At 59.9% G+C, this 14,355-nt stretch carries 10 protein-coding genes; 6 read left to right on the top strand and 4 right to left on the bottom strand.

Annotated features, from left to right (window positions below):
* The first annotated feature begins 362 nt into the window (after positions 1-362).
* A complete protein-coding gene (locus HZC36_07625; GenBank protein MBI5706844.1) occupies positions 363-1,487 on the top strand; it encodes a glycosyltransferase in 1,125 nt (374 codons plus the stop codon).
* An 11-nt stretch (positions 1,488-1,498) separates the two neighbouring features.
* On the opposite strand, the gene HZC36_07620 is transcribed toward HZC36_07625, so the two are convergent.
* Positions 1,499-2,851 carry a nucleotide sugar dehydrogenase gene (locus HZC36_07620; protein MBI5706843.1) on the bottom strand — a complete coding sequence of 451 codons (1,353 nt, stop codon included), beginning with the start codon at positions 2,849-2,851 and terminating at the stop codon, positions 1,499-1,501.
* A gap of 192 nt (positions 2,852-3,043) precedes the next feature.
* On the bottom strand, positions 3,044-4,333 hold the full coding sequence (locus HZC36_07615; protein ID MBI5706842.1) for a UDP-glucose/GDP-mannose dehydrogenase family protein: 1,290 nt from the start codon (positions 4,331-4,333) through the stop codon (positions 3,044-3,046).
* A gap of 205 nt (positions 4,334-4,538) precedes the next feature.
* On the opposite strand from HZC36_07615, the gene HZC36_07610 reads away from it, so the two are divergent.
* From HZC36_07610 to HZC36_07590, 5 genes are all read left to right on the top strand, one after another.
* Entirely contained in the window at positions 4,539-6,662 is a 2,124-nt protein-coding gene (locus HZC36_07610) for a right-handed parallel beta-helix repeat-containing protein (protein MBI5706841.1), read from the top strand.
* Between the two features lie 198 nt (positions 6,663-6,860).
* Positions 6,861-8,969, top strand: a complete 2,109-nt coding sequence (locus tag HZC36_07605; protein MBI5706840.1) for a right-handed parallel beta-helix repeat-containing protein — start codon at positions 6,861-6,863, stop codon at positions 8,967-8,969.
* A gap of 58 nt (positions 8,970-9,027) precedes the next feature.
* Positions 9,028-9,945, top strand: coding sequence for an NAD-dependent epimerase/dehydratase family protein (locus HZC36_07600; GenBank protein ID MBI5706839.1), 918 nt, complete (start codon positions 9,028-9,030; stop codon positions 9,943-9,945).
* Between the two features lie 149 nt (positions 9,946-10,094).
* Complete coding sequence (locus HZC36_07595; GenBank protein ID MBI5706838.1) at positions 10,095-11,450, top strand: nucleotide sugar dehydrogenase; 1,356 nt, start codon at positions 10,095-10,097, stop codon at positions 11,448-11,450.
* Positions 11,435-12,418, top strand: a complete 984-nt coding sequence (locus HZC36_07590; GenBank protein MBI5706837.1) for an NAD(P)-dependent oxidoreductase — start codon at positions 11,435-11,437, stop codon at positions 12,416-12,418. Before HZC36_07595 ends, HZC36_07590 begins: the two co-directional genes overlap by 16 nt.
* A 61-nt stretch (positions 12,419-12,479) precedes the next feature.
* On the opposite strand, the gene HZC36_07585 is transcribed toward HZC36_07590, so the two are convergent.
* On the bottom strand, positions 12,480-13,247 hold the full coding sequence (locus HZC36_07585) for a WecB/TagA/CpsF family glycosyltransferase (GenBank protein MBI5706836.1): 768 nt from the start codon (positions 13,245-13,247) through the stop codon (positions 12,480-12,482).
* 77 nt (positions 13,248-13,324) lie between these two features.
* Positions 13,325-13,957, bottom strand: coding sequence for an exopolysaccharide biosynthesis polyprenyl glycosylphosphotransferase (locus HZC36_07580; protein ID MBI5706835.1), 633 nt, complete (start codon positions 13,955-13,957; stop codon positions 13,325-13,327).
* Between the last annotated feature and the right edge of the window lie 398 nt (positions 13,958-14,355).

Here is a 14,355-nt window from a genome sequence, read left to right as displayed (position 1 = left end):
CGGCCCAAAGGCAACATGGCCCTGCTCCGACCGGTGACCGGTGAGGAACGGGGTGGATTATACCTTTGACCCTGTTTAGGCCAATTCTCGGCATCTTCCTTTCACATCCTGAGGCATTTACAGTCCCTGAGGATACCAACGGATCAAACACGGACAGTTGGCAACGCCTGGAGAACACGAATTACCGTAATCCTTGCGCCCGTGTGCTCCAACGCACCGCCTTGCCCCGCAGTTCCCCATCCATCGCCAGCTCTTGTTCCATTGGGCCTCTTTCCTGCCATGAGTCTGACACGGCCCGTCCAACCCCCCGGGCTGAAGCACGATCGACTTGCCGTGCCATACTTCATCGTTCCCCAAGCTCCATGAACTCCCCGGATTCGAAAGCCAAACCCCGGCTGCTGATCGCAACGAACGTGGTTGCCCCATATCGCGTTCCCGTTTACGAAGCGCTCGCCGAAGAACTTGATGTGACGCTCCTCGTTTCGGGCGGGCATGCCAACAGGGCCTCCTGGAAGAAATACGAGGAAGGTGCAGCCCCGTATCGTGTCGTTATCGATCACTCGATCACGATTCCATGGACCAAGCGAAACAAGCTCGGGGCAAGGGACCAACGCTATTTCCAAGTACAGCTCGACCTGCTCAAGCAGCTGCGCAAAGCGCGTCCAGACTTCGTCCTCTCGATCGAGATGGGAGTCCGGTCCGCGCTCTGCATGGCCTATTCAAAGATCGCGCGAAAGCCCTTTTGGATTTGGTGGGGCGGCACACCCCACAGCGAGCGGGATGTGGGCTTCGCGAAGAAGGTTATTCGCAAGTGCTTCGTGCTGGCGGGAGCCCGGTATGTTAGTTATGGGAAGACTTCCACTGACTACTTGCTTCAGCTCGGCGTGAAGCCGGACCGGATTTGCCAGATCCAGAACTGCGTCAGCCCGGGCATCTTCACACTGGATGGGCCGAAGGCAGACGTTGGATTCGACGGCACGGTTCTGCTCTATGTGGGCAGATTGGTGCGGCTCAAAGGAATAGACCTTCTCCTCCGAGCTTGTGCGACGATCCGCAAAGAGGGAACGAGGTTTCGCCTTGTGCTGGCAGGGGATGGACCGGAGCGAGAAAACTTGCAGCGGCAGGCTCAAGAATCCGGGCTTGAGGATCTCCTCTTTCTGAACGAGGTGCCTCTTGAAGAGATGCCGGCACTCTATCGCCGCGCAGACCTGATGGTTCTGCCTACCTTGGACGACGTTTGGGGATTGGTCGTCAATGAGGCGATATTTACCGGAACACCCGTCATCGCATCGAAATTTGCCGGCTGCGCGGAAGAACTACTCCCGTCGGGTCAGATTTTCGATCCGACGAACCCTGATGAGTTTTGTGCGGTCCTTCGCAAAGGCCTCACGGGTGGCTTTCCCCCAACTCCCACAACGGTTCTCTGGACTCCAAAGCGCGTTGCCTCGCATATCGCGCAAGCTCTTAGGTCTTCCTCAAAGCGCTGATTGGCCCACCCCTAGGCCTTGACCACGTTGGGGAATTCGCCCCGGTACCGGCCACGAGTATCGATGATGAGCTTTGCCGACTTCTGAATCATCGCGTAGTCAAAGATGTCATGGTCGGTGGCAATCAACACAACGTCAAACTCCTTTACGGATTCCGGTGTCACATCAACGCTCTTCAGGCCCAAGTCGTACCTTCGCATTTTTGGCGTCTCCGGCATGAGCGGATCAGCGTAGGAGACCTTGGCGCCAAGGTCCAGGAGCATCGTCATCAGTTCAACGGAAGGTGACTCCCGAACATCGTCAATGTTCTTCTTGTAGGCAAGCCCAAGCACAAGGACCTTGGAGCCTCTCACGGACTTCTCGCGGGCGTTCAATGCATCTTTCACCTTTTCAATCACGAACTCGGGCATCGCTCGATTGATCTCGCCGGCCAAGCTGATGAATCGAGTCTCGAAGTTGTATTCCTTCGCTTTCCAAGTCAGATAGAACGGGTCGATCGGGATGCAGTGGCCTCCAAGCCCGGGACCCGGGTAGAAGGGAGTGAAGCCGAACGGCTTCGAGGAGGCAGCATCGATGACCTCCCACACGTCGATGTTCATCCGATCGCAGCAGATCTTGAGTTCATTCACCAACCCGATGTTTACCGCGCGATAGATATTCTCGAGGAGCTTCGTCATTTCGGCAACGTCGGGCGACGAAACCGGGACCACCTTGTCGATGGCTGCCTCATAGACTGCTACACCCACTTCAACACAAGCCGGAGTCATGCCGCCAACCACTTTGGGCGTGTTTCCTGTCGAGAACTTCTGGTTGCCCGGGTCTTCACGCTCGGGTGAGAACACGATGAAGATGTCTTCGCCGATCTTCAACCCGGCCCTTTCGGCACAAGGCGCGACAAGCTCCCTCGTGGTCCCCGGGTAGGTGGTCGATTCCAAGGACATCATTTGGCCCGGCCGCAGAAAAGGCTGGACCCTATCTAGGGAGCTGACGATGTACGTCATGTCGGGCTCTAGGTGCTGGCCCAGGGGGGTCGGGACGCACAAAATGACCGTGTCAACTTCGCCAATACGCGAAAAGTCGGTGGTTGCCGCCAACTTGCCTGATTGCGCAGCGTCTCGAACTCTGTCTTCCCCGATATGACGGATATAGCTCTCGCCCTTGCCAAGAGCTTCGATCTTCTTCGGGTCTATGTCGAAACCAAGGACTTCAAAGCCGGATTCAACGTAGCGGAGCCCGAGCGGCAGGCCCACATACCCTAGGCCGACTATGCCGATTTTTGCAGTTTTGTTGCTAATTCTCTCAAGAATCTGTCGTTTCAATTCTGGAACTCCAAGGCGCCATTGACGATGGCCTGCGCGAGGCATAGGTGATTCCCCCGCGATGGCGTCGTGATCTCGACGCACCCATCTGATACTCGGCCTGACGGAGCGCTTTCACCAGCGATAACAGGTCGAGGCTCTGGCGAACTAAGGCAATATTACCGGCTGATACCAGAGGGCCGCTTTGGGGGCATCTTCTCATAGGGTTGGCCATCAAACCGCTGGCGCTGGCTCGCGTCAACTGCCGACGCTCATGTACTCAAAGCCCGCCTTTTCGACAGCAGCCTTCTTGTAGATGCGTCGGCCGTCGAAGAGCACTCTGTTGCGCATTGGAGCCGCCAGCCGCGCCAGATCGATCTGGCGGAACTCGTTCCACTCGGTCACGAGGATGAGCGCGTCTGCGTCTTTCGACACATCGAAGACTGACTTCACATAGTGCGCGTCGGGAAAGAGCTTCTCGACCTTAGAAGAGGCGATTGGATCAAAGGCCTGGACGCGGCCGCCGCGCTTGAGCACCTCGTCGATAATGACCAGCGACTTCGCGTCGCGGATGTCGTCGGTGTTGGGCTTGAATGAGAGCCCCATCAGGCCGATGGTCTTCCCTTCGAAGGTCCCGAGCTTCTCTTCCAGCCGGCCGAGCGCGTGCAGGGTTTGGTCTTCGTTGATGTCCATCACAGACTTCAAGAGGTGGAAGTCGTAACCATGGTGCTGGGCGATCTTGTAAAGGCCAAGAAGGTCCTTTGGGAAGCAGCTCCCACCCCAGCCGAGGCCGGCGTTTAAGAACTGTGGGCCGATCCGGGCATCGGTTCCCATACCACGGGCGACGTCGTCCACGTTGCCGCCGCAGGCCTCGCAAAGCCGGCTGATGGCATTGATATAGCTGATCTTCATCGCCAGAAAGCTGTTGCTGGCGTACTTGATCATCTCGGCGCTGACGAGATCGGTGACGATGAAGGGCTTTTCGAGTGGGGCATAGAGCTCAACCAGACGGACCGCCGCATCCTTGCACTTTGCCCCAATGACGATGCGATCCGGGAAGCGCGTGTCGTTGACCGCCGAGCCTTCCCGCAGGAATTCTGGGTTGCTGACGACGTCGAACAGACCCCCGTCCGCGCCCTGCTCCAGGATCACGTCTTCCACCAGGCTCCCGCTGCCCACCGGGACGGTGGACTTGTTCACGACAACGGTCCTCTTGTCGATGCTGCGGCCGATCTGGGCGGCCACGCTGCGCACGGCGCTGAGGTCGGGATAGCCATCCACGCCCGGAGGCGTGCCGACCGCGATGAATACGATATCGCTCTTGCGCGTCGCATCCTCGACAGAATCGGAAATCGAAAGGAACCCCTCGGCGAGTCCGCGCTTCAGCAGTTCCTCGACCCCGGGCTCGAAGATGGGAGAAACTCCGTTCCTCAGCTTCGCGACTTTCTCTGGGTCGTTGTCCACACAAATGACATCGTTCCCCATATCCGCCAGCACAACCGCCGTGACTAGACCCACATAACCCGCCCCAACTACCGCAACTCTCATTGATCGCCTTCTGAATACCGACGCGAGCCCGCTCTGGCTGCCGCTCCAGCTTTGCTCGCGTAGCATACCGGCAGTCTTGCCGGGCAGCCCCCGGGGCGTGCTCGCACGTTGAGTGCGACGGTGGCACGTTGAGACGGCCCCTTCATTTCGTTGGAATGGCATATGTACGGGCGTCCATTTGAGCCTGCAACGGAATACAGAAAGCATGGCTTGGGTACTGCGAACTCATGTGCCGCGATGGGGTGGCTCTCACCGGCGCACAAACTCGAAGACTGCACTGACGGCACTGATCGGCGCATTGGCAGCGATTGGCCTGGCCACGCCGACAACGATCTATGTGTCGCCTAACGGCAAGGACACCTGGTCGGGCTCCTTGAGCGCGCCAAACGCGCAGCAGACCGACGGCCCTAAGGCCACGCTCGAGGGCGCGAAGACACGCATCCGCCAGCTCAAGCAGTCGAACTCGCTTTCCGCAGAAGGTGCCCAAGTTCTCGTGATGCCGGGCACCTACAAGCTGTCTGCGACGCTTGGTTTTGGCGCCGCTGATTCCGGAACGGCTGCCGCCCCGATCGTCTACAAGTCGGTCGTCCCGCGCGGCGCGATCCTGGATGCGGGGAAGACGATCAGCGCCTGGTTCATGGTCAAGGACAAGACCGTTCTCAAGCGTCTGCCGGCGTCTGCCGCCAAGCGCGTGCTCTGCGCCGACCTCGCGGGACAGGGAGTCTCGAACTTGGGGACGCTTAAAGCAAGAGGCGCCTGGATGTCGGTGACCCCCGCGCCGCTGGAGTTGCTCGTCGATGACTCTCCAGCCAATCTCGCCTCCTGGCCGCAGTATGGCTGGGCCACCATCGGGCAGGCCACAAGCTCCAATTCGTTCAAAGCGGGCTCCCAGCGCTCAAGAGCCTGGCAGTCCCTTTCCGACACCTGGTGCCAGGGCTTCTTCGGCAACAACTGGGCTGACTACACCTTTCCCATCAGCTCCTACAACCGAGCCACCGGCGCGATCTCGCTCGCCCTTAGCCCCAGCTACGGGATCAAGGAAGGCATGCGGTATCGGCTTATCAACGCCCTAGAGGAACTCGACCGACCTGGCGAGTACTTCGTCGATCGAACCCTGAGTCGAATCTACTACTGGCCCATCGGCCCGATCGGGTCCGCCAAGACCGAAGTGACCCTCCTAGAGGGCCCGCTCGTGCAGTTTGCCTCAGCATCCAACATGAGGTTTGAAGGGTTTGTATTCAAGAACGGGCGAGGGCACGGCCTCGTGGCGTATTCGAGCAACGACATCGACGTTGTCAACTGCGAGTTCAAGAACCTCGGCAACCGCGCGCTCTACATGATCGGCAACGGGTGCCTCATCCACGCCAACGACATCCGCAACACCGGTTACGGAGGCATCTACGTCTCCGGCGGCGATCGCGCCACGTTGACACCCGACAACAACGTCATCACCAATAACCAGGTTCATGACACTTGCCGACTGGTGCCAAGCTCCGAAGCGGGCATCCAGGTTTTGGGCGTGGGCACCAGGGTCGCAAACAACGCGATCTACGACATCCCCGAGTACGGGGTTCTTTTCTCCGGGAATGACATCGTCATCGAGAACAACGAGATCTTTCGAGTGTGCCTGGAGACGGGCGACACTGGCGCGATCTACATCGGCCGCGACATGACCATGCAGGGCAACATCGTTCGAAACAACCTGATTCGGGATGTCGTCGCCAAGCAGGCCAACTCCGAGATCTGCCGCGTGGTCGGGGTCTATCTCGACGACTTTATGAGCGGCGTTACCGTCACGGGCAACGCGTTCGTGCGCTGCTCGTCGGGCCTCCTTATCGGTGGCGGCAAGGACAACAAGGCCACGAACAACATGTTCATCGACACGTCGGAGAGCATCGTCGCCGACGGACGTGGCATGACTTGGGCCTCGGCTGCCGTCCAACCTGGCGGCACGGTTTACACGCGCCTGCAAGCGTTCAATCTGAACACGCCGCCTTGGACCAAATACGCCTTTCTGTCCGGCTATTTGTCCAGCGACCTGCGCGTTCCGGAGCGCAACCTGCTTCGGTACAACCTCTACATCGACTCTGGCCAGATCGTCTCAGACAGCGTCTTTCTGGTGTCGCCGAACACGGTCGCGAGCAATGTGTCTGACGGCAAGGCCGCGCTCATGAATCCGGCGAACTACGACTTCAAGGTCGTCAATGGGTCCAATGCCTCGACGATTCCGTTCACCGACATCCTTCCCTCGACGATGGGTCTGGTCGCGGACAGCTATCGCCTGACCGTGCCCGACCTTCGAACGCAGTCCATCCAAGGATTGCCCTGACCCTCTTTGGGACAGAACCTGCAACCAGGTCCTGGCCAAAAAAACGCAAAGCGCTTGGCCTCGACAACGCCGTCGGGGCCAAGCAATCTCCACTGGCGTATCGGATGGACTGGCTGATGGCTTCTTGCTTTGCTGCACCGTTGCAGCTGCCGTCGCGCGCCCTCGCGACGAGCGCTCATTTGCTTGGCAAAGGTGACCATGATTCAGTTCTGTTCTTTCCGAAAGGGGACCCCCAAACCCCTGCTTCGCTCTCCCGTCCGCGTCCTTCTGGGACTGCTGACCTTCGTACTGTCTGCCGGCGCCCTCGGTGCGCCCACGACCCTCTATGTCGCGACCAACGGCAACGACTCCTGGGCTGGGACGCTCTCCAGCCCGAATAGCACAAACACCAACGGGCCCCTCCGAACTTTTGAGGGCGCCAAGGCGCGCCTTAGGCTGCTGCGGTCCCAGAACTTGCTCTCCTCGCAGGGAGCAGTCGTACAGTTCTTGCCCGGGCGCTACGCAATGTCCTCAACCCTGACCCTCGGAAACACCGACTCGGGGACTTCCACGGGACCGATCATCTTTCGCTCCCAAACACCTCGTGGGGCCGTCTTCGACGGGGGCATGCCGGTTTCCGGCTGGGCAAAGGCGTCCGACCCGGGGATGATGAGCCGCTTCAGTCCCGCCGCAGCGCCCTACATCTACGAGCTGAGCCTCTCAGCTGCCGGGGTGCCGAATGCCGGCACCCTTAAGCCGCGCGGCGCCTGGCAAACCATGGGCCCCGCCCCTCTTGAGCTGGTTCAGAACGGCTCCCCGACACGGCTTGCCGCCTGGCCGAACACGGGCTGGGCAAAAGTCAACGCCAAGGTGGGTTCTGCGGTCTTTCAGAGCGACGCGGCAAGGCCCGCCTCGTGGAGGTCGCTCTCCGACGTTTGGGTGCAGGGCTACTTTGGCAACCACTGGGCCGACCATACGATCGCCCTTGCAGGCTATGACAGGGCCTTGGGCGTGGTAACGCTGGCAAGCGCACCCCCTTACAACATCAAGGCGAAGATGCGCTATCGATTCGTCAACATTCCTGAGGAACTGGACGCGCCTGGCGAATACTATGTGGACCGCGCAGGTGGGAAGATGTACTTCTGGTCGCAAGACTCGGGGACACCGAAGAACACCGAAGTGACCCTGCTCGAAGGGGTCTTCGTTCAGTTCGTCCAAGCTTCGAACATCACGCTTGAGGGGTTTGTTTTCAAGAACAGCCGGGCAGGAGGCATCGTCGGCTACACCTGCTCGAACCTCAAGTTCCTGAACTGCGCAATGCAGAACCTGGGCCACCGGGCCATCACGATGACCGGCAATGATCTAAAGGTGCAGGCTTGCGACATTCGGGACACCGGCTATGGCGGCATCTTCCTCTCAGGGGGAAGCCGAGCCACGCTCACGAGCAGCAACAACCAGATCCTCAACAACCAGATCTACCGGGGCGGGCGGCTCGTCCAGACCGGAGATGCTGGTATCCAGGTCGAGGGCGTCGGCGCGCGCATCGCGAACAACGCCATCTACGATCAGCCGGAATACGGCGTCATCTTCAGCGGCAATGACCACCTCGTCGAGCGCAACGAGATCTTTGACGTCTGCAAGGAGACCGGCGACACCGGCGCCGTCTACGTTGGGCGCGACCTAACCTATCAAGGCAACGTCGTGCGGGACAACCTGTTCCGCAAGCTTCCGGCCCTTCAGGACCTCTCCGCGAGCGTAAACCGAGTCACCGCCGTGTATTTGGACGACTTCGTCAGCGGTACATCGATCACTGGCAACGTGATGGTCGACTGCTACAACGGCGTTCAGAATGGTGGCGGAAACGACAACGTCATCAAGAACAACATGATGCTCCGATGCACCTATTCGATGGTGCTGGACTCTCGCGGGCTGCTCTGGGCCGCAGCCTCGGTCCTTCCGGGCGGTATCGTGTACAACCGGCTGTACACCTATGACGTCACCAAGGCTCCGTGGACCAAATACCCCAAGCTGCCCCTCTATCCGACCGAGGACCTTCGCTACGCCAAGCGCAACTTGGTATCGACCAACGTGCTGCTCGACAGCGGCGTCATCATCAATTCGGCCAATGCCTTCTCGCTGACTCTGAACTCGGTGACGAATAATGCGGTAGACACGGTGGCTTGTCTGCGCGATCCGCTTCATTGGGATTTTTCGATCCTCAGCGGCACACCGGCGGCCCAAATCGGATTCACACCAGTGAACCTGAACACGATGGGACTTCAGATTGACTCCTATCGACTGAGCGTCCCGAACCTCCGCGGCAACTAGTCCTGGCGGCGCGTTTGGCCAGAATAGGTATCGGGCCCATGTCGGGCCCGATACCACCATGGGAAATCTCCTCATAACTGGCGCTTCGGGGTTCTTCGGAAGGCATCTCGTTCGACAGGCCGCAGAGAGAGCGCACTTGGCGCCATCGAGCTCCGAACTGAACTTGCTCCGGTTCGAAGGTTTGGCAGAATGGCTCGCTCAGAACCGGATCGACACGATCATCCATGCCGCGGGCTTTGTCGGGGGTATCGGGCTAAACAAGGACCACCCCGGACGCATGGCGGCCGACAACCTGCGAATGGGGCTCAACGTGCTGGAAGCCGCCGCCAGGGCCGGCGGAATGCACGTGGTGATCGTCTCCACGATCTGCGTGTACCCGGAGGACGCCTCGGTTCCTACCAATGAGTCCCAGATTTATGAAGGTTTCCCATCAGAAGTAACCTCCTTCTATGGCCTTGCCAAGCGCGAGCTGCTCTCGCTCGCCGAGGGGCTGCGCCGCGAATATGGCCTCTCCTACACCTACATCATCCCGACCAACCTCTATGGCCCCGGCGACCACTTCGACGAGGCCAAATCCCACGTGGTGCCCGCCCTTCTCCGGCGAGCCCTCGAAGCGAAAGAAGCCGGCGCAGAGGAGATCGTCGTTTGGGGAGACGGGTCGCAGACCCGCGACTTGCTCTATGTTCAGGACGCGGCCAAGGGTGTGCTGCTCGCGACGGATCGCGGGCTGAACGGAGAGGTTTTTAACCTGAGCTCGGGCCGCGAAACTTCCATCAAGGAGCTTGCCGAGACCATCTGCAGCACCGTTGGGTATGAAGGACGGCTGGTGTGGGACGTGGACAAGCCCGGAGGCGCCCCGAGACGAGCGCTCGATGGCACGCGTGCGTCGGAGATCATGGGTTTCCAAGCGGAAACCCGCCTTGAGGATGGTCTTCGCAAGACTCTTGCCTGGTATCTGGAGCATCGCGAAAGCTAAACCATACTTCTGTTCATGGAATCCGGGCGCATTTCGAAAAGGGCAGGCACGAAGGCTCGATGAACCTGCCGCCCTCCGTTTTTCGGGTGCGGATTGGGTTCCCGCGGGTCTGGGGAACCAACGCAGTCTTGCCATAATTGAATTCAGTGATGGTTGCGCAGGATCAGGAATTCTGCATCCTCGGCATGGGATTTGTTCGGTTAACCCTTGCCGTCGTTATGGCGGAATGTGGATTCAAAGTAGTTGGCGTCGAAATCAACCCAGACACGATCAAGAAGCTCGAATCGGGCCACGCACACTTTTACGAAGTGGGCTTGACCTCGAGGCTCAAGCGGCAATTCGAGGCGGGAAACCTCCGCTTCGTTCAGCACATCTCGGCTGAAAGCGTCAAGGGCTGCTCCCTGTTTATCCTGACCGTTGGGACCCCGCTCAACAGCGAGCACAGCCCCAGGATGGACATGGTCGAGCGCGCGGCGACGGAAGTTGCCGGGGCGATGCAGCCGAATAGCCTCGTGGTTTTGCGCTCGACGGTCCGACTGGGCACGACGCGAAAGGTCGTCCAGCCGATATTGGAGCGATCTGGTAAACCCTACCAACTTGCGTATTGTCCAGAACGAACCATCGAAGGCAACGCATTGGCGGAACTTCGGTCATTGCCGCAGATCGTGGGTGGCCTCGACCCTGAGGCAGCTTGGCGAGCGGCCGCAGTCTTCCAGCACATGACCCCCACCACGGTGCGAGTCTCGACGCTGGAAACTGCCGAATTGATAAAACTTCTTGATAATTCCTATCGTGATCTATTCTTCGCTTTTGGCAATGAAGTGGCGCTTCTTTGCGAGGCGGCGGGCCTCGACGCCCACGAGGTGATCGCCTCTGGAAAGCTGGGATACACCCGCACCAACATCGCGCTGCCAGGCTTCGTCGGCGGGCCGTGTCTGGAAAAGGACCCGCACATCCTGGAGCACGCCATGAAGGACTTCGGCTTCAAGCCGGAGCTCATCTGCACCGGACGGCGCCTCAACGAGGAGCTTCCCGGATGGGTGGCCGCATCGCTCGGCGACCTCATGAAAGGCGTTTCCGGCAAGCCCAAGATCGCGCTCTGCGGCCTGGCCTTCAAGGGACGTCCTGAGACCGACGACCTTCGCGGCACCCCAGCGACGCTCCTCGCCGACGCCATGCGCAAGACGTTTCCGGGCGCAGAGATTGTGGGCCAAGACTTCGCGGTGGCGCACGGCGCGATCGAGGAGTTGGGCCTCACAGCCGCCACGATCGACCAAGCTTTTGAGAACGCCCACGCCGTCGTCATCGCAAACAACAACGCCAAGTACGAGTGGCTGGACCTCGATCGCCTGATGGCGACGATGGCCCGCCCTGCCGTGATCTACGATTGCTGGAACGTGCTGCAGCTCAAGGCCGGCGACACACCGGAGGGCATTCGTTACGTTCGGCTTGGGTCCGTGAACGCTTGGACGGCCAAGGAGAAGAAGCCATGCATGTCCTCGTAACGGGAGGCAGTGGCTTCATTGGCGCAGCGCTCGTCAAGCGTTTCTTGCGCGACGGCCACAAGGTCCGCGTCTTTGACAACAATTCTCGGGGACGCGCGCGGCGGCTCGAAGACGTGATGAGCGACATCGAGTTCATCGTCGGCGATATTCGCGATCCCGACTCCGTCGACAAAGCCACGGCCGGCGTGGATGCGGTGGCTCACCTCGCCTTCGTCAACGGCACAGAGTTCTTCTACAAAAAGCCGAAGCTGGTGCTCGAAGTTGGGGTCAAGGGCGCCATTCACACGCTCGACAGCGCGATCAAGCACGGCGTTCCGAACTACTGGCTGATGTCCTCTTCAGAGGTCTACCAGACGCCTCCGAGCGTGCCGACCGACGAATCCGCGCCGTTCTTCATCCCCGATCCCCTGAACCCCCGCTACTCCTATGGGGGCGGGAAGCTGATCTCCGAATTACTGGCGATCAACTACGGACGCGAATGCTTTGACAACGTGGTGGTGGTGCGCCCGCATAACGCCTATGGGCCCGACATGGGTTGGGAGCATGTGGTGCCTCAGTTCGTGCTGAGGGCCGAGGACGCCATCAAGACCCATCCGAGCGGTTCGCTTCCCTTCCCGATTCAGGGCGACGGGAGCCAGACGCGCGCTTTTTGCTACATCGACGACTTCACCGAGGGCTGCTATTTGGCGTTCACCAAGGGCAAGCACCTGAACATCTATCACGTGGGCACCCAAGAGGAGGCCACCATCCGCGAAGTCGCCGAAGAGGTGGTGCGGCAGTTTGGAAGGGAACCTCAAATCTTCCCCGGCGAGGAGCCACCGGGAGCCACGCCGCGCCGCTGCCCCGACATCGCCAAGGTCGCAGGTTTGGGCTACACGCCGAAATACGGTCTCGCCGAGGGCCTCGCCAAGACGATCCCGTGGTATCGGGCCAATGCAGGCTTGGCTGCGGAAGATTCGCTGAAGTAATTGGGGCGTGAGTGGACGAGCCGTTCGGCATAGGTCGGGCGGCTCGTTCTTTGTTCGGAGACTACCGAACGCCCTTGCGCAGCAGGAGGGACACCAGGAACCGGGGGTTGTGCCGGAAGTAGCGCATAAAAAGCCGCCGGGGCTCCATCACGAGCCGGTACACCCATTCGGTGCCCGTCTTCTGCATCCACTTTGGCGCGCGCTTGAGCATTCCGGCGTGAAAGGCAAAAGCCGCTCCAAGACCGAGTTTGACCACCGGCAGGTCGCGATGCTCGTCGATCCAGGCCTCTTGAGTCGGACAGCCCAAGCCGACAAACAGGATCTTGGCTCCGGAGGCCACGATGTCGGCGCGGACCTGCCTGTCCTCGTCCTCGGTCAGCTTTCGGAAGGGAGGAGAGACCACATAGGCCACCTTCAGCTTCGGATAGCTCTTCGCCATGTTCTTGGCCAACGTCTCGACCATCTCTTCGGTGCCCCCATAGAAGCCGACGGGAATGCCGTGCTTGGCAGCGGCTTCGCAGACCGCCGGCAAGAGATCCGGCCCTGCGACCCTCGGCTGCTCGGTAAAACCCTGCTTGCGGAGCGCCCAGACCAGCGGTACGCCATCAGGCACGATGGCATCGGCGCGCTTGGCGATCTCCAGGTACTTGGCATGGTCGCGCGCCTCCATGGCGAAGTGTACGGCGGAGGCGAACACCGATCGGGGGGTTCCTTCTACAGCCCACTTACAGACCTGCTCGGCCATCTGTTCGCGGGTGCATGCCGCCACGGGAAAGCCCATGACGGTGCCCTCCGGGAAGGCCCGGCCTGGATGGGAAACGGCTGCCATGAGTTCGAGGGTACCTGGCTGCATGCGCAGCGGTAATACCATTGTCGGGTTCAAACAGGCCCGTGTTCAGGCCAGCCCTAGTACGCGCCGTCGCCTTTGAGGACTGCGAGTGGCGTCTTGATGAGAATCATCAGGTCCGTCCAAAGCCCCATCTCGCGAAGGTACTTGTGGTCCAGCTCCATCCACTCGTCGAAGCTCAGATTGCTGCGGCCCTGGATTTGCCAATAGCAGGTGAGCCCCGGGCGAACGCTCAGGCGCTCCTGGCAATACTCGTCGTACTGAATGACCTCGTGAGGAATCGGCGGGCGGGGGCCGACGAGGCTCATGTCGCCCTTGAAAACGTTGAAAAGCTGGGGAAGCTCGTCGAGGCTGTACTTGCGCAGGAAGCGGCCGACCGGCGTGATGCGCGGGTCGTTCTTCATCTTGAAGATGGGGCCGTCTTTCTCGTTGCTCGTTTTGAGCTCGGCGAGCCTGCGATCGGCGTCCGTGTACATGGATCGGAACTTGAGGAAGGCAAACGGTTTGCCGCCGCGGCCGACGCGGGTCGAGGCGTAAAGGACAGGTCCTGGGCTGGAGAGCTTGACCAAAAGGGCGATGATCGCCATGAGTGGCGAAAATAGGACAAGCAGTAGAAGCGAGCCCAATACGTCCAGGCCACGCTTTCGCTTGCGGTAATGAATGACCTTGATGGGAACGTTCGGCAGGCTCAAAACGGTGTCGCGCTCCTGCTTCTTGCCAAGGTCAAGGCTTCTCTTCTCGGTGAGACCCTCGCTGATCAACAGAACTCTCCTTATTTCGCCGCATCCTTAATAGCCAAAACACCCGTGCTCGCGGCAAGCGCCAGGCTGCATCCTTGCTGCTCCATGATAACACGTTTTGTACCTATTCCAGCCTCAAAACGGGAAACGGTCTATTTGCCGGGTGGCTAGCTGGGGCGAAGCGCATAGGTTTTCTGCCGCGACTGCCACATCTCTGCTCCATTAACCAGCAAGAATGCTGATTCCAAGTTGATTTCAGCTCTCGTTTCAAGGGCTAGGGCTCATCGTGGCCCGGTTAACTTTAAGGACCACGCGAGGCGCGTCATGAGTTCCAGGAACGTCCATAATCC

The organism is Armatimonadota bacterium (genome assembly GCA_016223145.1).
In the GTDB taxonomy this organism is placed as follows: Bacteria; Armatimonadota; Fimbriimonadia; order Fimbriimonadales; family Fimbriimonadaceae; genus Nitrosymbiomonas.
Note: the sequence above shows the minus strand (reverse complement) of the source record. Positions and strands in the feature narration are given on the sequence as shown.